Raw genomic sequence first — 21811 nt, 5'->3', positions numbered from 1 at the left:
GCGCGGGCGCGATGCTGACGGCCTCAACCCAAGGATGCCCCCCATGTCTGTTCGTTCTGTCCTGGTGCGCTGGCGCCAGTCGCTGCTTGTCTTGTCGGCCCTCGGCCTGAGTGCCCTGGCCGCTGCCCCGGCCCAGGCCGGCACCACGGTGGACACGATCCGCAAACGCGGCCAACTGGTCTGTGGCGTGAGCCAGGGCTCGGCCGGCCTGTCGCTGGCCGATGGCCAGGGGCGCTGGAGCGGGCTGGACGTGGACTTTTGCCGCGCCCTGGCAGCCGCCGTGCTGGGCAACCCTGACAAGGTGCGCTATGTGCCCCTGAGCTCGCAGCAGCGCTTTCCGGCCCTGCAGTCGGGCGAGATCGACGTGCTCAACCGCAACACCACGGTCACCTCGGGGCGCGATGCCGGCCTGGGCGTGACGGCGGCGGCCATCGTGTTCTACGACGGCCAGGGCTTCATGGTGCCCAAAAAGTTGGGCGTGAGCTCGGCGCGCCAGCTCGACGGGGCCCAGGTCTGCGTGCAGCCAGGCACCAACAATGAGCAGAACCTGGTGGACTGGTTCAGCACGCACAAGCTCAAGTACCGCTCGGTGGTGATCGAGAACCTGGTCGAGCTGGAAAAAGCCTTTTACAGCGGCCGCTGCGATGTCTACCTGTCGGACGCCTCCACCCTGGCCGCCAGCCGCTCGGCCCGGGCCGGCAACCCCGACGACTACGTGATCCTGCCAGAGCGCGTGAACAAGTCGCCGCTGGCACCCTGGGTGCGCGACAGCGACACCAACTGGATCGACATCGTGCGCTGGACGGTGCACGCCGTGGTGGCGGCCGAAGAGCTGGGCATCAGCTCGGCGAATGTGGACAGCTTTCTGACCAGCAAAGACCCACAGGTGCGACGCCTGCTGGGCGTGGACCCCGGCATCGGCAAGAGCTTTCAACTGGATGAACGCTGGGCCTACAACGTGCTCAAGGCGGTGGGCAACTACGGCGAGATCTGGGATCGCAACGTGGGCCCCAAGACCCCGCTGAAACTGGAGCGCGGCCTGAACGCGCTATGGAACAAGGGGGGCCTGCTGTATGCGCCGCCCTTTCAATGAGTGGGCCTGATTTCGGCTATTTGGGCCAACGGGCCGGCTTTCAGATCGCCGAGAGCTGGCTGGCGGTATCGGCCGATGACTCGTTTGCCTGGCTGATCGCGGCCGGCCTGCTCAACACGCTGACCGTGCTGTTGCTGGCCGGTGTGGGCGCCACCCTGGGGGGCACCGTGCTGGGCCTGGCCCGGCTGTGGCGCCAGCCCCTGGTGCGCCGCCTGCTGGATGGCCTGGTGGAACTGCTGCGCAACACCCCGGTGTTGCTGCAGCTTTTTCTTTGGTACTCGCTGCTGTTGAAGTTGCCGCCGCTGCGTGAGGCCTGGCACCCCTTGCCGGGCCTGTGGTTGTCCAACCGCGGGCTGGCGGTGCCCGCGCTGCACCTGGCCGAGGGCAGCGACTGGGGCCTGGTGCTGGAGTGGCCCCGGCTGCAAGGCCTGGGCCTGAGCGGGGGCTGGTTGCTCAGCCCCGAACTGGCCGCCCTGGTGTGGGGCCTGGCAGTGTTCCATGCCACCTACCTGTCGGACATCGTGCGTTCGGCCGTGCTGTCGGTGCCCCTGGGGCCGGTGCAGGCCGCTCGCGCCCTGGGCATGCGCCCCGCCACGGTGGCGCGCTGCGTGGTGCTGCCGCTGGCCCTGCGCAGCGCCTGGCCACCCTATGCCAACCAATGCCTGGCCCTGCTGAAAAACAGCACGCTGGCGCTGGCCATCGGCTACCAGGACCTGATGGCCATCCTGAACACCACCATCACCCAGACCGGCCGCGCCCTGGAGGGCATGTCGCTGGCTGCCATCTTCTACCTGGGCCTGAGCGGCCTGCTGGCCGCCACCGTGGCCTGGCACAACCAGCGCGCCAACCGGCACGGCTGGCTGGCCGGCAGCATGGCCCGCCTGAGCCAGCTGGACGGGCCGCTGCCGCTGAGCGCCCATGCGCTGTGGGGGCGGCCGCTGCAGGCGCTGCTCAACGCCGGTGTGTTGCTGGGCCTGGCCTGCGGCCTGGTGCTGGGCGTGCAGTGGGCAGTGTGGGGCGCCGTGTGGAGCGGGCCTGCCAGCGCCTGCGAAGGTGTCAGTGCGGCCTGCTGGGCCGTGCTGGACGCCAACCACCCCTTGTTGCTGTGGGGCACGGTGCCGGCGCCCCGGCGCCTGCAGGCCGCACTGGCCTGTGCCGGCCTGTTGGGGCTGGCGGCACTGTGGGTGCTGCCCAGCCCGCAGCTGGGCTGGCGCGCACGGGCCTGGGGCAGTGCCACCCTGGCCGCACTGATCGCGGCTTTGCTGTGCGGGCTGTGGCCGGGCGGCCAGCCCCTTCCCACGGGCGACTGGGGCGGCCTGCTGGTCACCCTGTTTCTGGCCGAAGCGGCCCTGCTGCTGGCCCTGCCGCTGGCGGGCCTGCTGGCCTGGGCCAGGCGTGGCGGGCGTGGCCCAGCCCGTGTGCTGGCCCTGGCCTTGATCGAAGGCCCACGCGCCATGCCCCTGGTGGTGCAGTTGCTGCTGGTGTCGTTCTGGGGCCCCCTGCTGTGGCCGGAAGCCAGTGGCTCGAACAAGTTCTGGTGGGCGCTGGCGGTGTTGGTGTTGCACACCGCCGCCCAACTGGCCGAAGTGCTGCGTGGCGCCCTGCAGGCCCTGCCGGCCAGCCAGTGGCAGACGGCCCTGGCCCTGGGCCTGCGCCCGCGCCAGGCCTTTGCCAGCATCGTCTGGCCCCAGGCCCGCCGCCTGGCGGCCCCGGCCGCCCTGGGCGTGTTTGTGGGCGCGGTGAAGGACACCTCGCTGGTCATGGTCATCGGCCTGTTCGACGTGCTGCACGCCGCCAAGGCCGTGCTGGCCGACACCGGCTGGCGCGCCCACGACCTGGAGGTGTATGGCGCGGTGGCGGTGCTCTATCTGCTGCTGTGCTGCCCGTTGTCGGCCCTGGCGCGGCGGTTGGCGCGGGATGTGGGGGCGGGGTGAGGGCGCGCGTGCAGTAGTGCTCGTTACGCCGTACCTAGTACTCGTTCAGGTGCTGGAGATGTGGTGGTGTTTCTGCCTGATCGGATGTCTGGGAACGGCCAACGTCAGCCATTCATTGCCTATGCAGAATCCGTTGCCAGAATCAGACATTCAAGGCAAACGAGCCTTGAGCAGCACATACCCATATCGATTCCCGGCGCACAAGACCGACACGGCGAGGTCGACGCACATCTATTCGATAACGTCTCAACCTGCGTCCCTCGCGGTTTGTTTTGGAACTTTCTTGCTTGAATTTTGAGCATTTCTCCGATCTGGACGAACTTGCCGCGTGTCAGTCTCAACCACTGCCGCCGTCGTCCACAATCGCCGGTGACGTAAAAAAATCTGCGACGCCTCATGGCAATTAAGAAATCCGAGCTTTACTCTTCTCTCTGGTCATCGTGTGACGAACTGCGCGGTGGCATGGACGGCCGAGGCCCGCCGGATCAAGCAGGGCTTGATGCAGGAGTTGCTGACTGGCCGGATTCGTTTACTATGAATTTCGTAGCTGCTTGCGCCTGATAGATAAGCGCCAGAGGCCGTTTTGACCACAGAAATTCGGTGTAGCGCCATCCGTTGCAGTGCATGTGCTGATTCTGGCTGGTATAAGTCTTACCCACCAAGGAGCACCCCATGAAGACCCCTTCTTCGATGAGCGAAGAATCCATGCAACGCATGGAAGCCCGCATTCCCGAGTTGGCCGGCAGTGCCGTCAAGCGGGCCTACTTGCAAGCGCTGACCATCAGCGGAAAGGTGATTGAGGCGCGTAACGGCCAGTTGATTGAAACGACTGCAGAGGGCACGGTGCGAGTGATTCGCTCCATTGCCAAGCCCGTTGCGGTGACGATGGGCACCAAACGGGTTCGGGCACGCCAGGCATGACGGCGCCCGTTCCGCGCCTGCGCATGTTCGCGGGACCCAATGGCTCGGGCAAAAGCACCATCAAAGACATGCTGCCGCCGCAGTGGCTGGGTGTGTATGTCAACGCGGATGAGATCGAAAAAGCCATCCGCTCTGATGGGTACTTGAACTTGGCCGACTTTGAGGTTTTGGCCGGTGCGGCAGAGCTTCAAGCATTCCTCCAGGCGTCCACCTTGTTGGCAAAGGCGGGGCTGCTGCCACAAGCGCAGCAGTTGACGGTGGTGGATGGCAAGGTGGGTTTTGGCGCAGTCGTCGTCAATTCGTACTGGGCTTCGGTTCTGGCTGACTTCATCCGCCACAAGCTGCTGGCTGCGCAGGTCTCTTTCACGTTTGAAACCGTCATGTCGTCACCCGACAAGGTGGAGTTTTTGCACAAAGCCCAGCAGGCGGGTTATCGCACCTACCTGTACTTTGTGGCGACAGAAGACGCTGAAATCAATGTGGCCCGTGTGCAATACCGCGTAGAGACGGGTGGGCACCCGGTAGCAGAAGACAAGATTCGCAGCCGCTACGTGCGTTCGCTGGAGTTGTTGCCGCAGGCGGTTGCCTATGCCGACCGGGCATACATCTTCGACAACTCGGGATCAGAGCGCGTGTGGATCGCAGGGGTGACGGACGGAGTAGAAATTGAAATGAAGGCAGACGAGATGCCTGCGTGGTTCAAAACGGCGCTGTGGGACAAGTTTGAACCGGAAGATTCGGCGCCATGAACACCGCACAAAACAGCTTTGCAATAGAAGAACTGTGACTCGTATCCGTCATCGTCGATGACAAGGACTTGTTTAAGAAGGTGGAAAACGCCATTGCGGCGTACACCTCGGAAATTGACCACAGCGCGGGTGGCGCTGACCCCGAAGTGATGCTGAAAGATCGGCTGAGACTGGACCGGGATCGGCCGGACATTGCCCTGGAAGCCATGTTCTTGCTGTGCGAGCCAGTGCGGCCACCCAAGGGCGAGTTGGAGCACAGCCGCGCCATCCGCCTGAACACCGATCTGGCCAAGAAACCACCGGAGTGCCTGGAGTACATCGTGGTGCATGAACTTGCGCACCTGATCGAGCCCAGCCACAACGCCCGGTTTGTGTCGGTGATGAATCTGTTCATGCCCAAGTGGCAGCACTACCGGGATGAGTTGAATAACCTGCCAGTCCGACATGAGGACTGGGATGATTGAGCTACCCCCACCACCCGCTGCTCAATCACCCCAAACGGCCCAGCCTGCCCCTCACCCTCTGGCCCAGGCCAGCGGGCTTCCATGCGCACGCGGTCGCCAAACTGCATGAAGGGGGTGCGGGGGGCGCCGTGGTCCAGCACCTCGATCACGCGGCGTTCGGCGATGCAGCTGGAGCCGGCCTCGCGTGCGCTGTTGGAGACGGTGCCCGAGCCGATGATGGTGCCGGCGCCCCAGCGCCTGCAGGCCGCACTGGCCCTGCCGGCCAGCCAGTGGCAGACGGCCCTGGCCTTGGGCCTGCGCCCGCGCCAGGCCTTTGCCAGCATCGTCTGGCCCCAGGCCCGCCGCCTGGCGGCGCCGGCCGCCCTGGGCGTGTTTGTGGGCGCGGTGAAGGACACCTCGCTGGTCATGGTCATCGGCCTGTTCGACGTGCTGCACGCAGCGAAGGCCGTGCTGGCCGACACCGGCTGGCGCGCCCATGACTTGGAGGTGTATGGCGCGGTGGCGGTGCTCTATCTGCTGCTGTGCTGCCCGCTGTCGGCCCTGGCGCGGCGGTTGGCGCGGGATGTGGGGGCGGGGTGAGTGGGCGTGAGGGCATTGGCTTGAAGGGACCTGTGCCTCATCACGCAGGCCCAGCGGGAAGCACCAAGCCGCAGCGTGCGTGCTGAGGCAGTCCCGCCTTTTTTTGGGACGCATGCCCGAAGCGTTGGAGCCATGCCGACGGTCGTATACGAATGAGCGCATGACACGGCTCATTGCCAAGGCCTGGGCCTTGGCTGGCCAGTCGACCTGGCAGGCGCAGCTCTGGGGCCCCGTGCCGGCTGCTTTCAACAAACGCTCAGAGGTCCTCGTCCTTCCAGCGCGCCGCGTCGGCCACCAGATGCGTCAGCCTGTCTGCTTGGCGGGCCACGAAATCGGCAATGCGCTGCACAAAGCCTCGCTCGGCCTCGCCCTCGTATGCGGGGGCCTTGGCCTGCGCCTCGGCTTGCGCTGCGGCCAGCTTGGCCAGACGCTGGCCCTCGCGGCGCATCAACTGTCGATCGACACCGCAGCGTGCGGCGAAGTCCGCCAGAGCAAAGGCCGAGACCTCGTTGTGGCTGAACACGTCGCCGTAGGCCATGGCCAGCTCGGTGTCGAAGCCGTCGTACTGCAGGACGCTCACCAAGTCATACCAGGGAGTGGGCTCCAGCAGCCCCCCGGGGCGGACGAAGAAAGAAAAGTTCTTGCCGTGTGCGTCGCTGTTGCCAATCAAAAACTGGAAGAGCGCCCAGCGCAGCATGGCCAGCCGTGCCAGGGCCTTGTTGGCGGTCAGGTCGGCGCAGCCGAACAGGCGCTCGAAGCTCACACCGTCGCGGATGTGGCGCACGGCCTCAGCACCGCCCAGATTGCGTTCGTACTTGTAAGCCACTGGCAGGTCACAGGCTTGGCAGGTGTCAATGATGTGACGGCGGTGAACCCGCGGCTTGCCGCCGGTGTTCTCGACTTCGCGGTCGAAGCGCCGCACCACCAGAACCGGCCGGGGGGTGCGCAACAGGTCCACCTCCGCGGCGGGCAGGCCCATGCGGCTGGCCAGCGACATGCAGAAGTGCTCGTTGACCGCCAAGTGCGGCGTCTGGGGGTTGGCGGTGTCGGGCTTGAGGATGTGGGTGGATGCCAGGCGCTGCCCGTCCACGAGGAATAGCCGCCCGCCGTCGAGCAGGGGCCGGTCGAGGTAAACCAGCAGCTTGTCTTGCAGGCCGGCCACCGACATGCGCACCTTGCCATCCCACACGGTCAGGGGCACGTGCTCGCGCTCAGCGATGCGCTGGTCGAGCTCCTGAAGGGGGATTTCTCGCTGCGTGGGCTCACCTGCAGGATGCGCGGCTGCGGCATCGCCGGTGAATCGAAGGGCGCCTGTCGTCTCGGAGCCAAGGGCCCAAATCAGGCCGAAGACGTTGGTCTTGGCCAGGCCGTTGTACGCCACCGCCACATCCAGGGCACGCCCTTCGGGCAGCAAGTGTTCGATGAAGCGCTTGATGGAAGGAGAAGCGTAGTCAGCATCCGGCCGAACCAAAGGCAGGGCCGGTGACAGTGGGTAGGACTGGGCATCTGCGGCCCAGGGTTCGGTGTAGCGCAGATGCCAGCGGTCATCGCGTCCCTCGTGTTCGATGGCGGCGACCTTCGCATCCTCGGCCCAGACCTGCAGTGTGTGCGTCATGCCAGCCGCCTCACGCCTTCTTTTTGTCGGTGGGCTTTGAGGTGCCAGTCGCCGCAGCCTCGCGTGCCCACGGGTGTTGCTTGGGAAGCACCATGAGCGTCAGGCCCAGGCCATCCAGCACCGCCAGCGCTTTGTCCAGCCGCACCGATCCCTGGCCGTTCTCAAGGCGCGACATGAGGTCGACAGACACGCCCAGCAGTGCGGCGGCATCATCGATGCGCAGCGATTGCGACTTGCGACGCGTGCGCACGACCGGGCCCAGGTCAGTGGCTGACTGAAGGAGGGTGGGTTGTTGGCTGGCGGCGTCGGTCATTTCGGAGTTTCGGTTGCAGAGCTTGCAGAACACGCTTCGAACCAAAGGTTTCGGTTATTCCGAAATAATAGACGATTCCAGGGGCATACTCACTAAAATTTCGGAAAATCAGAAATGGTTACGGGCGGGATGAATGGTGGGATTTTATTTCTGATTTTCCGAAATTTTGACTGAGGTGCGGGCGCTCACCCGAACTCGTGCTGCGCCCTGGGACGCTGACCAGATGAGCGACCAACCCAGACCCGAAGGGGCGCTCGACGTCCGGCGCTGGCTGGGGCGGTGCAAGCCGCGTTCACGGCAGCGCGCAGACATCCGATTCGGTCTGGCTCGCCGGGTTGCGGCATCGCGTAGGCTCCGCGCACCACCTGGATGGGGCGCCAGTCAGCCGCCCCCCGCCTTGTACCCCACCACCCGCTGCTCAATCACCCCAAACGGCCCAGCCTGCCCCTCACCCTCTGGCCCAGGCCAGCGGGCTTCCATGCGCACGCGGTCGCCAAACTGCATGAAGGGGGTGCGGGGGGCGCCGTGGTCCAGCACCTCGATCACGCGGCGTTCGGCGATGCAGCTGGAGCCGGCCTCGCGTGCGCTGTTGGAGACGGTGCCCGAGCCGATGATGGTGCCGGCGCTCAGGCGGCGGGTGCGGGCGGCGTGGGCGATCAGTTGGTGAAAGCCGAAGTTCATCTCGCCGCCGTGGGGGTGGCCAAACCATTGGCCGTTCCAGTGCACCTGCAGGGGCAGCTGCACGCGGCCGTCGCGCCAGTGTTCGCCCAGTTCGTCGGGGGTGATGGCCAAGGGGGCGAAGCTGCTGGAGGGCTTGGCCTGCAGAAAGCCGAAGCCGCTGCGCATTTCACGCGGGCCCAGGGCGCGCAGGCTCCAGTCGTTGATCTGCACCAGCAGGCGCACGTGCGCCAGGGCCTGTTCGGGTGGGGTGGCCATGGGCACGTCGTCGAGTACCACGCCAAACTCGCCTTCAAAGTCGATGCCATCGGCCTCGCTGGGCAGGGGCACGTCGGCCTGCGGGCCGAGAAAATCGTCACTGGCGCCCTGGTACATCACGGGGATGGTGTCGAAATCGGGGATGGGCGGGGTGTTGAAGGCGCGCTCCATGAGGCGGCCGTGGTTCAGAAAGGCCGAGGCATCGCACCACTGAGGGCTGCGTGGCAGCGGGGCCAGGAAGGCGGCGCCGGCCAGGCCGAAGGCGCCGGGGCATTGGCCCGCGTTGAGCGCGTCGTAGCGTTGTTGCAGGGCCGGGGCCACGGCGGCCCAGTGTTGCACGGCGTGCAGCAGGGTGGGGGCGATGTCGCTGGCGTCGGCGCCGTGTTGCAGATCGCGCGAGACCAGGACCAGGCGGCCGTCGAGGTGGGTATTCTGGCGGGCGTCGGGGTGGGCGAGGGTGGCGAATTTCATCGGTTGCTCCAGGCTGTGTGTTTGATCTGTGGGGTGACGGCTTCAGTTGCCGTCGGAGATGGTGGTGCCGCCATCGACGACCAGGTTCTGCCCGGTGATGAAGGCGCCCGCGGCGCTGGCCAGCAGCACGGCGAGGCCGGCCACCTCATGGGGTTCGCCGACGCGGCGCAAGGGCGTCTGGGCCAGGCGCCGGCGCATGAAGTCGTCGTTGGCTAGCAGACCGGCGGCCAGCGGGGTGCGGATCAGGCCGGGCGAGATGGCGTTCACCCGCACGCCGCGTGGCCCCCATTCGACGGCCAGGTTGCGGGCCAGTTGGGCCAGTGCGGCCTTGCTGAGCCCATACAGGCCGATCTGGGCGTTGCCGCGAAGGCCGGCGATGCTGGCCATCAGCACGATGCTGCCCTGGCCGCTGGCGGCCATGCCGGGCAGCAGGCCGGCGCACAGCTGGTGCACGCTTTTCAGGTTGAGGGCCATGACCTGGGCCCAGTCGGCATCGCTGACCTGGTGCAGCGGGCCGGCTGGCCCCTGCATCCCGGCGTTGGCGACCAGCACCTGGGGCGGGCCGAAGGGGCCTGGCGCGGCCTCGATCAGGGCTTGCACCTGGGCGGGGTCTGACAGGTCGCAGGGCAGGGCGGCCGCGCTGTGGCCAGCGGCCGCCAGGGCGCGGCAGAGTTCGTCACAGGCCTCGGCGTCGCGGTCGCTGACCAGCACCTGGGCGCGCTGGCGGGCCATGGCCCAGGTCAGGGCCTGGCCCAGCCCGCCGGTGGCGCCGGTGATCAGCACGGTGCGGCCGCTGAGGTCAAACAAATCGTTGAACTGGGTGGCAGGTTGGGTGCCGGGGTGGGCGCTCGGGTGGGGGGTGGAGAGGGCGGCCTGAGGCATGGGCTCAATCCAGCGTCACGCCCACGGCCTTGATGACCTGGCCCCAGCGCTCGGTTTCTGACTGGATGAAGCGGCTGAACTCGGCGGGGCTCTGGGGGGCCGGGGTGACGGCGAAATCGCCAAAGCGTTCCATCACCTCGGGCGACTGCACGGCCTTGACCACAGCGGCATGCAATTGCGCCACCACGGCGGGTGGGGTGCCCTGGCGCACGACCACGCCCGTCCAGCCCGGCGCATTGAGCTTGCCCAGGCCCAGTTCGGCCAGGGTGGGCACCTGGGGCAGCTGGCGCAGGCGCTTGTCGCTGCCCACCACGGCCAGGGCGCGCAGCTTGCCCTCGCGCACATAGGGCAGGCTGTTGGCGGCCACGTCCAGCATCAGGTCGATGTGGCCGCCCATCAAATCTTGCAGGGCCGGGGCGGCGCCCTTGTAGGCCACGTGCTCCAGGTTGCCGCCGGTTTCGCGGCGGTACATCTCCATCCAGATGTGGGGCTGGCTGCCGATGCCGAATGAGCCGTAATGCAGGGGCTTGTCGGTCTTGGCCGCCTGTTGCAGCTCGGCCAGCGATTTGATCGGGCTGTTGGCCGGCACGACCAGCACCAGGGCCGAGGTGAGCAGGCGGGTCAGCGGGGTGAAGTCTTTCTGAACGTCGTAGTTCAGGCGCGGGTAAAGGGCCGCGTTCATGGCAAAGGGGCCGATGTCGCCATAGAACAGGGTGTGGCCGTCGGCCGGCAATTGCTTGACGTAGGCGGCCGCGATCTGCCCGCCCGCACCGGGCTTGTTTTCGACGATCACGGGTTGTTTGAGGCTCAGCGTGAGCTGCTGTGCCAGCACGCGCGACAGGGCGTCGCCAAAGCCGCCGGCCGGGTAGGGCACCACCCAGGTGACGGCGCGGCTGGGCAGCCAGGCGCTGCTGGATGCGGTGGCGGCGGTGTTGCTGGCCTGTGACCAGGCGCTGGGGGCCAGGGCGCTGGCGATGGCAGAGAGAAGAAAGTGGCGTTTGCTGTTCACGGTTGTCCCCATGGGTTGGCTGCGGTGCGTGCTGCGGTAGGCCGCCCGGGCCGGGGCCGTGGGCCTGGCCGGGCGTGGTTTGATGCGCAGTGTGCTGCCGGGGGATGGCGTGAAATTGCGGGCGCTGTCGCTTTCTTGCGGTGTGGCGGGCTGGGGAGGGGCGGCTCAGCGCCTCCGCTCAGATCTGCTGCTCAGAGTCCCTGTTCAGGGGGCCGTGTTCAGTGCGCCCTGCGCAGGGCGCTCGGGGTCTGGCCCCAGTGGTTCAAGAAGCGTTTGCTGAAATGCGAGGCGGTGGCAAAGCCCAGCTCGGTCGCGATGTCGGCAATGGGTTTGCGGCTGTGGCGCAGGCGCTCCAGGGCGCGTTCCATCTTGCATTGCAGCACGTAGCGGTGCGGTGTCAGGCCGGTGCTGAACTTGAAGCTGCGGCTGAAGTGGTAGGGGCTGAGCTGGCAGGCCTCGGCCATCTCTTGCAGGGTCACGGCGCGGTGCAGATGCGCGTTCACCAGTTCGGCCACGGTCTGCAACTGGCGCCGGCTGAGCCCGCTGGGGCGCGGGGCCTGGCTGCCGGGGGCCCGGTAGTGCTCCAGCAGGTGCACGGCCACACTCATGGCCATGCCATCGGCAAAGCGGGGCTGCAGCGAGGAGTTGTCGGCCAGCGAGGTGATCAGGGTGCGGGTGATGTCGGCCAGCAGGCGGTCTTGCACGCCAAAGCAGCTGCGCAGCGCGTCGGGCCCCAGGGGGGCGCCGTGAACGCGCTCCAGCCACTGGGGCGACAGGTCCAGGTGCAGGTTGTCGCGCGGCAGCTCGGATTGCCAGTAGCTGGGGGTGTTGGCGGGCAGCACCAGCACCTCGCCCGTGCGCCATTCGGCGTCGCAGTTCAGCGTGCCGTGCTGCTGCAGCAGTCGTGTGGGCGGGCCGTTGCGCACGATGATGCAGTGCTTGCCAGCCGGGGGGATGTACAGGTCTGAGGCGTCGGCCACCTGGTGCCACACCGACAGCCCGTGCCAGGGCCGGCCTCGGCTGGATTGGCGGATCTGCTCATCGGGCACCGCCGCCAGGGGCTCGTCCAGGTAGGTCTGCTGGGCCTGGGACCAGCGGCGTTTGTCGAACGTGTGCAGGAGGGGCATGCTTTGTCTCGGCGCGTTTTTCTTTGAGCTTGCATTATTGGCGAGTTGCTGAAGGCCCGCCCGCTCGCAGGGCATGGCGCAACGCCTGGCGGCCTGGGTTCAGGCCAGGTGCGCGATGCGTGTGCGGGCCTGGGCCACATGGGCCTGCAGGGCCGCCAGGCAGGGGGCAAACGAGGCGGTCAAGGGCGCTTGGGTCAGGCGCAGTACAAAGGCTTCGGCCAGGGGCAGGGCCTGCTGCCAGGCCTGGGCGCTCACCTGGTCGGCGATGTGCAGGACCAGAGGGCGTTGCGGCAGATCGCCCCCGGTGCCGGGGGCAAAGGCCATGGGGGTCATGTCATAGGCCGGGGCCAGGGTGTAGGGGCGGCCTGTGTCGGACATGAACGACAGGTTGCCGGCGTGCATGTCGGTGTTGCCGATCAGGGTGCCGAAGGCCCAGAGCAGGTCAGCGCCCTGCACCGCTGCGGCGGCGATCACCCGTTCGCGCGCCAGGGCGCGGGCCATGTCGGGCCAGCGGCCGGGTCGGCCGGCAAATTCGGCGTCCAGGGCGGCCAGCGAGAACAGGGCATGTCGGCCCCGGGCGCCGACCCGGTCAAAGCGCTGCACCTCCAGAAAGCGCTGGCCGCCGTGGTCGATCACCGTGGAGGCTGCGGCGGGCACGCCGTGTTCGCGCAGCACCTGCAGCGCCAGGTGCTCGGCCCACAGCAGGTCGCGCCAGCGCTGGCTGACGGCGCCCGGCACCGGGGCACTGAACTTGACGATGACGTGCGCAGCCCCGGCGGGGTTGGCCATCTCCGCATAGGCCGTGAATTTGGGTTGCTCGCCTGCCGCCGATGAGCCGGGCAGCTCGCCCTGGGCGGCGGCGGCCGCCAGTTCGGCGTAGCGCCGGGGCTTGTCGGCCAGGCCAATCGCCTGCGGGGTGGGCGCATTGATGAATTGCTGCAGCGCCTCGCTGCCCAGCATCAGGTTGCCTGGCAGGTCACTGCCTTGCAGCAGCAGGGCCCGGAGCACGTCGGTGTCGGCCCAGTCGCTCAGGCGCTCGGGCAGGCCCAGGCGGGCACCGTGGCGCTGGTTGTAGGCGCGGCCCAGGTAGCCTTGGGGGCGCATGTCGTACACCCACCAGGGCAGGCCGTCGCTGAAGATGGCCGGCGCTTCTGGGGGCTGCATCACGTAGGCGTTGGCGTGCACGGGTATCAACAGGCCCTGCGCTTGAACCTGGCCGGCATCGCTCACGCAGTACACCGGTGCCTGCAGTGTGGCCCTTGAGGCATCGCGCAGCACATATTGAATAGATCGGGCCGCCCCGATCTGCACCACCTCGTCGCCCAATGACTTCAGTGTGCGCGACACCGTGGGCTGGCTGGTCTGCAGGGCCTGCATCAACGACCGGGCTGTCTGCGCGCCGCGCAGCAGGCGCTGGCGGGCCTGGTCGATCAAGGGGGCCGTGGTGGCGGTGGTGGTGTTCACCCGGTGAAGACTAACGGATTTGAATGGATAAGTGAATATACGCTTGAATAGATTTATGAATAAATACTGATGTGCTTGGCAACCCCATCACGGGCGACGGCGCACGCGCACCCCACCGCCGCCCGGGCGTGCCGCCGAACGCAGGGTGGGGCGCTTGGCTTCTTTGGGGGCCGGGTTGGCTGCGCTGCTGGGCGCCTTTGCGCTGGCCGTGGCCGTCTTGAGTGAGGCGGCGGCCCATTGCTCGCGCAGCTGTTGCAGCTCGGTCTGTTGCTGGGCCAGCAGGTCCTGCGCCAGTTTCAGCTGGGCGTTGGCCACACCTAGGCCCTGCTGCAGCTCCACGGCCTGCTGCTGGGCCTGGGCCAGGGCGGCCTGGTGGGCTTCGCGTTGCTCTTCCAGCAGTTTTTCGAGGCGTTGGCGGGTGGCGCGTTCGGCCTTGGCCTCCTGGCGGGCGCGGTCGATCTCCAGGGCGGCGCGGGCGGCGGCGCTGTCGGCGCGTTCCTCGGTTTTGCGGCGGTCGTCGTTCAGGGTTTTGAGTTCAGCCTGATGGCGGTCTTCGTCGGCGTGGCGGCGCTCGCGCAGCAGGCGCAGGTCTTCTTGCAGGCCCAGCAAGTGCTGGTGCTGGCCCTGGGCCTCCAGCTCGGCCTGTTCAAGCCTTTGGAGCAAGGCGGTGTTCTGGCTGCGGGCCTCGCTCAGGGCCTGGTCTTGGGCCTGCAGGCGGGCTTGCATCACGGCCTCGCGCTGGGCCAGGGCCTGGGCCTGCTCAGCCATGTCGGCTTCGCGTTGTTTCAAGGTCTCACGTTCGGCCTGCAAAGCTGTGTCTGCCAGCGACGAGGCTTCGGCCTGGGCCTTGGTCCACAGGGTTTCGGCGGCCTGCAGCAGCCAATCGGGCAACTGGTCGCCCCAGCCTTGGGACCCGGCCAGGCCGCGCACCCGTTTGCCCAGGCCGGCAAACCAGATCTCCAGCATGGGCGCGATCGTGTTGGGCGAGCCGTGGCCCAGGTGCAGCCGTACTTTTTCGATGGTGGGCCGCTGGCCCTGGGCCAGCAATTCGTCGGCCGCGACATCGACCTGGTGCTGTTGAACGCCACGGGAAGAACGGGTTTGCATGGGCAGGTTCCGGTGTTAAAGTAACCATCGATAAATGATGTTTATCGTGGTTTAATGCAGTATGAAGTGTGTAATCATACTGTGTACGTGTGATTTAAAATAGATGGGATGCGCATGAACCTCACGCTCCGACAGGCCTCTGGTGCCCTCAAACCCAGTGAATTGAGCGCCCACAGCCAAAAAGCCGTGGATGAGCTGATCCACGAAGGTGACTCTGAAAACACCTTGCGCAGCTACCGGTCGGCGCTGCGCTATTGGGCGGCGTGGTTTTTGGTGCGCTATGGTCAGAAGATCGAGTTGCCGGTGCCGCCGAGCGCGGTGTTGCAGTTCATCGTCGACCATGCCCAGCGCACCACGGCCGATGGCCTGGCCCACGAACTGCCCGAGAGCCTGGATGCCGAGCTGGTGGCGGCCGGCTTCAAGGCCCGCCCGGGCCCCATGTCACTGAACTGGATCGTGCACCGCTCGGCCGTGCTGTCCAAAACCCATCAACTGGCCGGGGCCAGCAACCCGTGTGAAGACCCGCAGGTGCGGCAACTGCTGTCGCGCACCCGGCGTGCTTTTGCCAAACGGGGCGAACTGCCCAACAAGAAGGATGCGCTGACCAAAGACCCGCTGCAGGCCCTGCTGGACACCTGTGACGATTCGCTCAAGGGTTGCCGCGACCGTGCACTGCTGCTGTTCGCCTGGGCCAGCGGCGGGCGGCGCCGCTCCGAGGTGGCCGGGGCAGACATCAAGTTCTTGAAACGCGCGGGCCCGCAGAATTTCGTCTACAAGCTCGCGCACTCCAAATCGAACCAATCCGGCGTGGACCGGCCCGAAAACTACAAGCCCATCCAGGGCGTGGCGGCGCAGGCCCTGGAGACCTGGCTGGCTCAGGCGGGCATCAGCGAGGGGCCGATCTTCCGCCGGGTGCTCAAGGGCGGGCACCTGGGCCCTGCCCTGTCACCGGCCGCCGTGCGCGACATCGTGAAGGCGCGCTGCCTGCTGGCGGGCATCGAGGGCGACTTTTCAGCCCACTCGCTGCGCTCAGGCTTTGTGACCGAGGCCGGCGCCCAGGGCATCCCGCTGGCGCAGACCATGGCCATGACCAGTCACCGCAGCGTGGCCACCGTCATGGGCTACACCCGGCATGTGGGCGCCCAGGCCCAGGCGGCGGCCAACCTGATCCGTGAGCCGGCGGGTCCTGCCCCGCACCACGCCAACACGGGGCCCACACCGGCCGGTGCCCCTTCTGAATAGGACGAGCTGTCCCATCCGGAAGGTCAAGTCCCGATGAGCCGGTCAGTGTCAGCCACTGGCTGGCCAGGAGCACGCAGAAATTTTGGGTGTTCTTGCGAACCGTTTTGACGCGATGGCGCCTCTTACTCCGTGAGGATGGTCCTCGATTCAACATTCACAGGAGATTGCCATGTTGTATGTCAAAAATGTTCCGACCTAGGAGCGCGTGCTTCGGGTCGTCTTGGGGCTGATGGCGCTGGACTTCACGGCCATGGGTTGGGGCTCGCCGATGGCGATGGGCGCGGGCATGGTGGGCGCCATGCTGTCGCTGACGGGGCTGGTTGGCTTCTGCCCGATGTGTGCCCTGCTGGGGCGCAAGCTCCACAAAGGACCGTGACGATGCTGCTTGCGGCAGACCATTCCACGCTCATTCTGGCGGCGCAGACGGGTGACCCGGCCGCCATCGCCAGGCTGCTGGCGGTGTGCCAGGCCGATGCCAGGCGTTACGCGCGCAGGCATTGCCAGGCCAGCGATGTAGACGATGCGGTGCAGGAGTCGCTGCTCTCCGTGCTGCGCAAAGTGCAGGGCCTGAAAGTGGCTGCGGCATTCTCGTCCTGGCTGTTCGTGATGATCAGGCGGGAGTGCCTTCGTCTGGAGCGCCGGCTGTTCAGGCACGACGCCTTGGACGATGAGTTGGCCGAACGGCGGCTGGCAACGCGCAGTGACGAGGCCTTGAGGCTGGACCTGGCCAAGGCCCTGGAGTCGTTGCCGGCACACTACCTCGAAGTGGTGCTGCTGCGCGATTTCGAGGAGATGACGATCGCCGAGATCGCTGCCCGCCTCGGTGAGGCGACCGGTGCCATCAAAAGCCGTCTGCACCGGGCCCGGCAATTGGTGCGCGAGTACCTGTTGGAGACTTGAGCACCTGCCCGGTAAGGGCTGGCCATGTGCACGCGAAGGTCAATCCAGCGACGAGCGCGTGTTGCGGATCACCTCGGCCATCACGCGCGACTCATCGGCGATGAACTTGTTGAAGGCCGCGCCTTGCAGGTTGAAGGGCTCGTAGCCAAAGGCGGTGAACTTCTCCAGCATGTCGGGTTCGGCCAGCGTTTTCTGCAGGTCGGCGCGCAGGCGCTCAAGCAAGGGCTTGGGCAGGCCGGGCGGTGCGGCCAGGGTGGTCCAGCCGGTCACTTCGAGGTCTTTGGGGCCACCGGCTTCGGCCAGCGTGGGCACGTCGGGCAAGGCGCTCAGGCGCTTGCTGGCCACCACGGCCAGGTAGCGCAGCTTGCCGGCGCGGTACAGCGGGCCCGTGCTGCCGCTGGAGCCCAGCGCAAAAGACAGGTCGCCGTTGGCCACCGAGGTGTAGAGCTGGGTGGTTTCCTTGAAGATCAGGTGCTGCATCTCCACGCCCATGGCCGCGGCCAGGCGGGCCGAACCCAGGTGCACCGGGTTGCCGACCGACCATGAGCCGTAATTGAGCTGGCCAGGGCGCGCCTTGGCGTCGGCCAGCAGGTCCTTGATGTCTTTGTAAGGGCTGTTCTTGGCCACCGCCACCAGGAAATAGGCCTTGAACAGCGGCGCCAGGGGCTCGAAGTCGCGGGCCGGGTCGTAGGGCAGCTTTTTCATCAGGTGTGGGTAGACGCTGAGGTGCACGTTGTCGAGCTGGATCAGATCGTGGCCATCGGTGGCGCCGCGCTTGAAGGCATCGATGGCGACAAAGCCGTTGCCGCCGGGCTTGTTCTCGACCAGCACGCCCTTGCCCCAGGCGCGAGAGAGTTTGTCGGCCACCAATCGGGCCACGCCCTCGGGGCCGCTGCCCACCGGGAACGGCGTGATGATGCGCACGGGGCGGTTCGGAAAATCCTGCGCGAGTGCAGCGCGGCTGAGGCTGCCCAGGCCGCAAGCGCCGGCAGCGGCGGCAATGAGTTGACGGCGTTGCAGGCCGGTTTGGAAGGTGGTCATGTTGTCTCCTGTGGCCAGGCGAGGGCTGGCGCTGAAAAAAGGGGTGCAGGGCCAGGCCCTGCACCCGTCAAGCCTGATGCTGAATCAGGTCCCCGGAGGAAGCTCCCGAAAGCGCGTGAGCGGGTTTCAGAAACGGTGCAGCACGCCGAGTTGCAGGCCGTTGATGCTGCGGCCATTGACATCGGTGCCCGCAAAGTTGGTGCCCAAAGCGGCCGAGCCGGCCGGCCGGAAGCCCGCGGCGTTGCTGTTGCGCAGGGTCTCGTACAGGGCCGACAAGGTGGTGCGCTTGGACAGCGAGTAGTACGCACCGATGGCGCCGCCGCTGGCGTTGTGGCCGGCGCCCGACTGGTCGTTGATGCGGCCCCACAGCGCCCCCACGCGCAGCGCTTCGGTCACACGGTAATCGGCCGAGAGCTGGAAGATGTCGTAAGTGCGGTTGACCGAGGTCGAGGTCCAGGTCACCACGCCGCCGGTGTTGCCGAGCACGCTGCCGGCATCGTTGCCATTGGCGTTCGAGGCGATGTTGTTCGAACGCACATAGGCCGCATACACCTTGCCCTGGCCATAGTCGTAGTTGGCGTACAGGTAGTGGTAGAACACAGCCGCATCGATCACCGATTTCTGCGGCGCCTTGGCGCTGAGGCCGGCGTAGCCCACGCGCACCGGGCCGTTGAGGTAGTCGGCCGCAAGTTGCACGATGGGTGTGGTGACTTGCGCGCTTGTGGTGCTGGCCTGTTGTTGGGCGAAATGCGCTTCCACCTGCACGCCGGCCCAGCGCGGCGAAATGTAGGCCACGTCGTTGTCAAAGCGGGCCGGCACGCCAAAGTTGTTGATCACCGAGCCCAGGGTGCGGGCGGTGAAGTCGGTGTAGTCGCCTCGGGTGAACGGGGCCGAGTTCTGCCGCCCGATGCGCAGCTCGCCCAAGCCCTCTTGTGACAGGCCGACCCAGCTCTGGCGGTCGAAGGCCCGGTTGGCGTCGGCCGTGGCGCCGGTGTTGGTGCTCAGGCCCATTTCGAGTTGAAAGCGGGCCTGCAGGCCTGCGCCCAGGTCTTCATTGCCCCGAAAGCCCAGGCGGCTGCGCAGGTCCTTGCCATCTTGCAGCGCGTTGATGCGGGCGCCGCTGGAGCTGCTCATGTGGTTGAAGTACTGGTCGATGCTGCCGTAGATGCTGACGCTGCTGCTTTGGGCCTGTGCCCCGGCGGCGGCCAGGGCCAGTGTGCCCAGCGCTAGTTGGCGGGCGACTGAATGCGCACACGCGGGCCGGGATTGAGATGCGGCGGTCTTTTTCAAGTCTGTCTCCTGTTGAACCTTGTCGAATCCGGAAAAGCGGGTGCACCGCTTCTCTGGGGCCGGAGTTTGCGCAAGGTCAAACAGACTGCAAAGATGCCGCTGCGGGCATCGTGATCACGCGAGGTTATAGCGGGGGTCGGACAAGGGCGTATCACCCCGGTTCACGTGGTAGGCCGCCCGGTGCAGGTGGGCGATCAGGTTGCGCAGCACGGGTGAAGGCACCGAATCGCTGCGCAGGATGGCGCCCACCTCGAGCTCGTAGCCCGCCTCGGCCAGTTCGATGATGGAGACGAACTGCGCCACGATGGGCAGGCGGGCAATCTGGATCGGCATCAGGGCCACGTAGTCGCCCGAGGCCACCAGCGACAGCAGGGCCAGGGTCGAGTTGACGATGGCGCCGATCTTGGGCGCAGCCAGGCCGTGGTGCTCAAAGAACAGTTTGGCATAGCCCGACTCGCTGTTCGAGCCGGTGTACACCCAACGGGCCGATTGCAGGTCGGCCAGCTCCTTGGCCTTGAGCCAGGGGCTGTCCTTGCGCACCGTGGCCACCATGGTGGTCTTGAGCAAAGGCTCGACAAAGAATTCGCCGGTGGCCAGGTCGTCGGGGATGCCGCCGATGGTGATGTCGACCTCGCCCGAGCGCAGCTTGTGCAACTGGGCCACGTACAGCTCTTCGGCCACGCGCAGGCGGATGTCGGGGAACTCCTGCACAAAGGTGCGCAGGGTCTCGGGCACCAGCAGCATCACGGCCAATGGCACTGCGCCCACGCGCAGCTCGCCGATCAGGCGGCCGTCCATCTGATTGATCTCGTCGACCGCTGAGCGCAGCTCGCGTTGGGCTTTCACGGCGCGCTCATAAAGCACCTTGCCCTGTGCTGTGGGCGTGACCCCACGCGAGCTGCGGGTAAGCAAGGTGGTTGCGAGCTCGATCTCGAGCTCGCGGATCATCTTGGTGAGGGCCGGCTGCGAGACACCCGCGCGCCGGGCAGCGCTGCGCAGGCTGCCCTCTTCAATGGCCGCCACCAGGGCGTTGAGCGTGACCAGTTTCATGCGATGTCTCCTGGGACTCTTGTGCTGACAAATTGATACGCATCACTTTATCAATTACCCCAGGTTATCGCCGATTGGGTTTTGTGATCACTTCGGGGGCTCAACCCCCGCGCCGGATCAGGGCAAGGCGGCGGTGACCACCATTTCGATGCGCCAACCCGGGCGGGCCAGTGCGGCTTGCACGGTGGCGCGCGGCGGGGCGTTGCCGGCCGCTACCCAGGCGTCCCAGACGGCGTTCATGCCGGCAAAGTCGTTCAGGTCGGGCAGGAAGATCTGGGCCATCAGTATGCGGCTCTTGTCGGTGCCGGCACGCTCCAGCAGGGCGTCCACGGCAGCCAGCACCTGGGCGGTCTGGCCCTGGATGTCGAGGCTGGCGTCTTCGGGCACCTGGCCGGCCAGGTACACGGTGCCGTTGTGGATGGCCATTTCGGACAGGCGGGCGCCGACGTCAAAACGTTGAATCATGAAAAATCCTTGCGATGCGGGTGGTGTGTGGGGCTGTCACCCCTGTCGGGCTTGTTGGCGCCCCTTGCGGCGAGCCATGCGCAGACCCGCCAAGCATACGGCCTGCCGAGGGCGCTCTTGGCGAGGCGCAGTGAGGGGCGTTACATCAGTTCAGCTTCATGACGCAGCGCGCCGCTGCCAGGTCCCAGCCGGCCCAGCCGCAGCTCTTGAAGAACACCGGGCCCTGCGGCCGCTGCGCCCTGCCCGACCAGGCGGCCCGGCCCTGGATCAGATCGGCCAGTGTGGGCAGTTGGGCCACCTCGATGCCCGCCTGCAACAGGTCGCCGGCCTCGTGGTCGGCGTCGCGGGTGTCCACCAGCACGGTGCCTTCGGTGGCCAGGCGGCGGCAGGTGTCGGCTTGCCATTCGACCATGCGCGGGGTGAACGCCCCGACCGCGGCCACAAAGGCATCCGGGCGTGGCATGGCGTTCAGCACCACCTGTTGGGCCGGGGTGCAACTGACCACCAGGGGGCAACGGGCCAGGGCCGCATTCGGGTCGGGCGCGTGGTGCGCCCTCATGCCCAGGGTCTGGGCGTGGGCCATCAGGGCATGGGCGCTGCGCTCGCTGCGGGAGTTGACCCAGACCTCCTTCACGCCCAGGCCAGCATGGAAGGCCTCCAGGTGGGCCAGGCCTTGCACCCCGGCACCCACGATCAGCAGAGGGCCCAGGCGGTTCGGCGCCAGTTTCTGCGCGGCCAGCAGGGACACGGCGGCGGTGCGGCGCGCTGTGACGGTGGGCCCGTCGAGCAAGGCGATGCGCCGGCCACTGACGCTGTCAAACACCACGATGTCGCCCTGGATCGTGGGCAGGCCGCGCCCGGGGTTGGTCGGTACGAAGCTGATGAGTTTGGTGATGGCGAGGCGCGCGTCGCAGGCCGGCATGACGAACAACGATCCTCCAGCCGGCAGTGGCTGGACGATGCGCGGTGGCACTTGCACTGAAGGGTCTTTCAGCAAGGACTCGATGGCTTCAGCCAGGGCTGGGTACGGCAAAGCCTGCGCGGTGGAGGCAGGGTTGAGCAAAAGGTCGGGCATGGTGGCTGACATGGGGCCTGCGGTGTGTGATGACAGAGCCGCTTTTAGCAGGGCTGCGGTCTGGTGTTCGGTAGGCGGGCTCAA

The 21811-nt window shown here is 66.8% G+C and carries 22 protein-coding genes and 1 pseudogene; 9 read left to right on the top strand and 14 right to left on the bottom strand.

Annotated elements, in window-relative coordinates; translation table 11 throughout:
• Positions 1 to 43 precede the first annotated feature (43 nt).
• The 5 genes from L880_RS0108000 to L880_RS31970 all read left to right on the top strand — a co-directional run bounded on the left by L880_RS0108000 (position 44) and on the right by L880_RS31970 (position 5161).
• Entirely contained in the window at positions 44 to 1093 is a 1050-nt protein-coding gene (locus L880_RS0108000; protein ID WP_051443167.1) for an amino acid ABC transporter substrate-binding protein, read from the top strand.
• Complete coding sequence (locus tag L880_RS34330) at positions 1090 to 3027, top strand: ABC transporter permease subunit (RefSeq protein WP_051443157.1); 1938 nt, start codon at positions 1090 to 1092, stop codon at positions 3025 to 3027. The genes L880_RS0108000 and L880_RS34330 overlap by 4 nt, the downstream gene beginning before the upstream one ends.
• Before the next feature lie 672 nt (positions 3028 to 3699).
• Positions 3700 to 3948 (top strand): hypothetical protein, encoded by a 249-nt coding sequence (locus tag L880_RS0107990; RefSeq protein WP_027475231.1) that lies wholly within the window; start codon positions 3700 to 3702, stop codon positions 3946 to 3948.
• Positions 3945 to 4697: an ATPase gene (locus L880_RS0107985; RefSeq protein ID WP_043328849.1), complete on the top strand. Its 753-nt coding sequence runs from the start codon at positions 3945 to 3947 to the stop codon at positions 4695 to 4697. Before L880_RS0107990 ends, L880_RS0107985 begins: the two co-directional genes overlap by 4 nt.
• 68 nt (positions 4698 to 4765) lie before the next feature.
• Positions 4766 to 5161 (top strand): M48 metallopeptidase family protein, encoded by a 396-nt coding sequence (locus L880_RS31970; RefSeq protein WP_051443156.1) that lies wholly within the window; start codon positions 4766 to 4768, stop codon positions 5159 to 5161.
• Here L880_RS31970 and L880_RS36310 read toward each other — a convergent pair.
• Positions 5107 to 5412, bottom strand: a pseudogene (locus L880_RS36310) (hypothetical protein); the annotation flags it as partial. The gene L880_RS31970 and the pseudogene L880_RS36310 overlap by 55 nt on opposite strands.
• On the opposite strand from L880_RS36310, the gene L880_RS0107975 reads away from it, so the two are divergent.
• Positions 5324 to 5740, top strand: a complete 417-nt coding sequence (locus L880_RS0107975) for an ABC transporter permease subunit (RefSeq protein WP_027475229.1) — start codon at positions 5324 to 5326, stop codon at positions 5738 to 5740. The pseudogene L880_RS36310 and the gene L880_RS0107975 overlap by 89 nt on opposite strands.
• 256 nt (positions 5741 to 5996) lie before the next feature.
• On the opposite strand, the gene L880_RS0107970 is transcribed toward L880_RS0107975, so the two are convergent.
• From L880_RS0107970 to L880_RS0107935, 8 genes are all read right to left on the bottom strand, one after another.
• A complete protein-coding gene (locus L880_RS0107970) occupies positions 5997 to 7355 on the bottom strand; it encodes a HipA domain-containing protein (protein WP_027475228.1) in 1359 nt (452 codons plus the stop codon).
• Between the two features lie 10 nt (positions 7356 to 7365).
• Complete coding sequence (locus tag L880_RS0107965; RefSeq protein WP_027475227.1) at positions 7366 to 7668, bottom strand: helix-turn-helix domain-containing protein; 303 nt, start codon at positions 7666 to 7668, stop codon at positions 7366 to 7368.
• A 381-nt stretch (positions 7669 to 8049) separates the two neighbouring features.
• Entirely contained in the window at positions 8050 to 9075 is a 1026-nt protein-coding gene (locus L880_RS0107960) for a fumarylacetoacetate hydrolase family protein (RefSeq protein ID WP_027475226.1), read from the bottom strand.
• 42 nt (positions 9076 to 9117) lie between these two features.
• Positions 9118 to 9957, bottom strand: coding sequence for an SDR family NAD(P)-dependent oxidoreductase (locus L880_RS0107955; protein ID WP_084461129.1), 840 nt, complete (start codon positions 9955 to 9957; stop codon positions 9118 to 9120).
• Between the two features lie 4 nt (positions 9958 to 9961).
• On the bottom strand, positions 9962 to 10966 hold the full coding sequence (locus L880_RS0107950; RefSeq protein WP_027475224.1) for a Bug family tripartite tricarboxylate transporter substrate binding protein: 1005 nt from the start codon (positions 10964 to 10966) through the stop codon (positions 9962 to 9964).
• 218 nt (positions 10967 to 11184) lie between these two features.
• Positions 11185 to 12093, bottom strand: a complete 909-nt coding sequence (locus L880_RS0107945; RefSeq protein WP_027475223.1) for a helix-turn-helix domain-containing protein — start codon at positions 12091 to 12093, stop codon at positions 11185 to 11187.
• Positions 12094 to 12192: 99 nt separating this feature from the next.
• Positions 12193 to 13557, bottom strand: coding sequence for a type II toxin-antitoxin system HipA family toxin YjjJ (gene yjjJ, locus L880_RS0107940; protein ID WP_043328845.1), 1365 nt, complete (start codon positions 13555 to 13557; stop codon positions 12193 to 12195).
• An 87-nt stretch (positions 13558 to 13644) separates the two neighbouring features.
• Entirely contained in the window at positions 13645 to 14664 is a 1020-nt protein-coding gene (locus L880_RS0107935) for a DNA-binding protein (protein ID WP_027475221.1), read from the bottom strand.
• A 114-nt stretch (positions 14665 to 14778) separates the two neighbouring features.
• Here L880_RS0107935 and L880_RS31965 point away from each other — a divergent pair, with 114 nt between their 5' ends.
• The 3 genes from L880_RS31965 to L880_RS0107920 all read left to right on the top strand — a co-directional run bounded on the left by L880_RS31965 (position 14779) and on the right by L880_RS0107920 (position 16806).
• A complete protein-coding gene (locus tag L880_RS31965) occupies positions 14779 to 15906 on the top strand; it encodes a site-specific integrase (protein WP_051443166.1) in 1128 nt (375 codons plus the stop codon).
• 205 nt (positions 15907 to 16111) lie between these two features.
• The gene (locus L880_RS31960) at positions 16112 to 16282 is read left to right on the top strand and encodes a YgaP family membrane protein (protein ID WP_245615019.1); all 171 of its coding nucleotides are present in this window, start codon (positions 16112 to 16114) and stop codon (positions 16280 to 16282) included.
• Positions 16283 to 16284: 2 nt separating this feature from the next.
• Positions 16285 to 16806, top strand: a complete 522-nt coding sequence (locus tag L880_RS0107920; protein WP_027475220.1) for an RNA polymerase sigma factor — start codon at positions 16285 to 16287, stop codon at positions 16804 to 16806.
• 39 nt (positions 16807 to 16845) lie between these two features.
• Here L880_RS0107920 and L880_RS0107915 read toward each other — a convergent pair whose 3' ends face one another.
• The 5 genes from L880_RS0107915 to L880_RS0107895 all read right to left on the bottom strand — a co-directional run bounded on the left by L880_RS0107915 (position 16846) and on the right by L880_RS0107895 (position 21739).
• Positions 16846 to 17847 (bottom strand): Bug family tripartite tricarboxylate transporter substrate binding protein, encoded by a 1002-nt coding sequence (locus tag L880_RS0107915; protein WP_027475219.1) that lies wholly within the window; start codon positions 17845 to 17847, stop codon positions 16846 to 16848.
• Between the two features lie 126 nt (positions 17848 to 17973).
• Complete coding sequence (locus tag L880_RS0107910) at positions 17974 to 19137, bottom strand: porin (protein WP_051443155.1); 1164 nt, start codon at positions 19135 to 19137, stop codon at positions 17974 to 17976.
• Positions 19138 to 19251: 114 nt separating this feature from the next.
• Positions 19252 to 20187, bottom strand: coding sequence for a LysR family transcriptional regulator (locus tag L880_RS0107905; protein ID WP_027475217.1), 936 nt, complete (start codon positions 20185 to 20187; stop codon positions 19252 to 19254).
• Between the two features lie 117 nt (positions 20188 to 20304).
• The gene (locus L880_RS0107900; RefSeq protein ID WP_019572931.1) at positions 20305 to 20652 is read right to left on the bottom strand and encodes a RidA family protein; all 348 of its coding nucleotides are present in this window, start codon (positions 20650 to 20652) and stop codon (positions 20305 to 20307) included.
• Positions 20653 to 20797: 145 nt separating this feature from the next.
• Positions 20798 to 21739, bottom strand: coding sequence for a delta(1)-pyrroline-2-carboxylate reductase family protein (locus L880_RS0107895; protein WP_043328842.1), 942 nt, complete (start codon positions 21737 to 21739; stop codon positions 20798 to 20800).
• Positions 21740 to 21811: the final 72 nt, after the last annotated feature.

It is taken from the genome of Curvibacter gracilis ATCC BAA-807 (assembly GCF_000518645.1).
Classification (GTDB): domain Bacteria; phylum Pseudomonadota; class Gammaproteobacteria; order Burkholderiales; family Burkholderiaceae_C; genus Curvibacter; species Curvibacter gracilis.
Note: the sequence above shows the minus strand (reverse complement) of the source record. Positions and strands in the feature narration are given on the sequence as shown.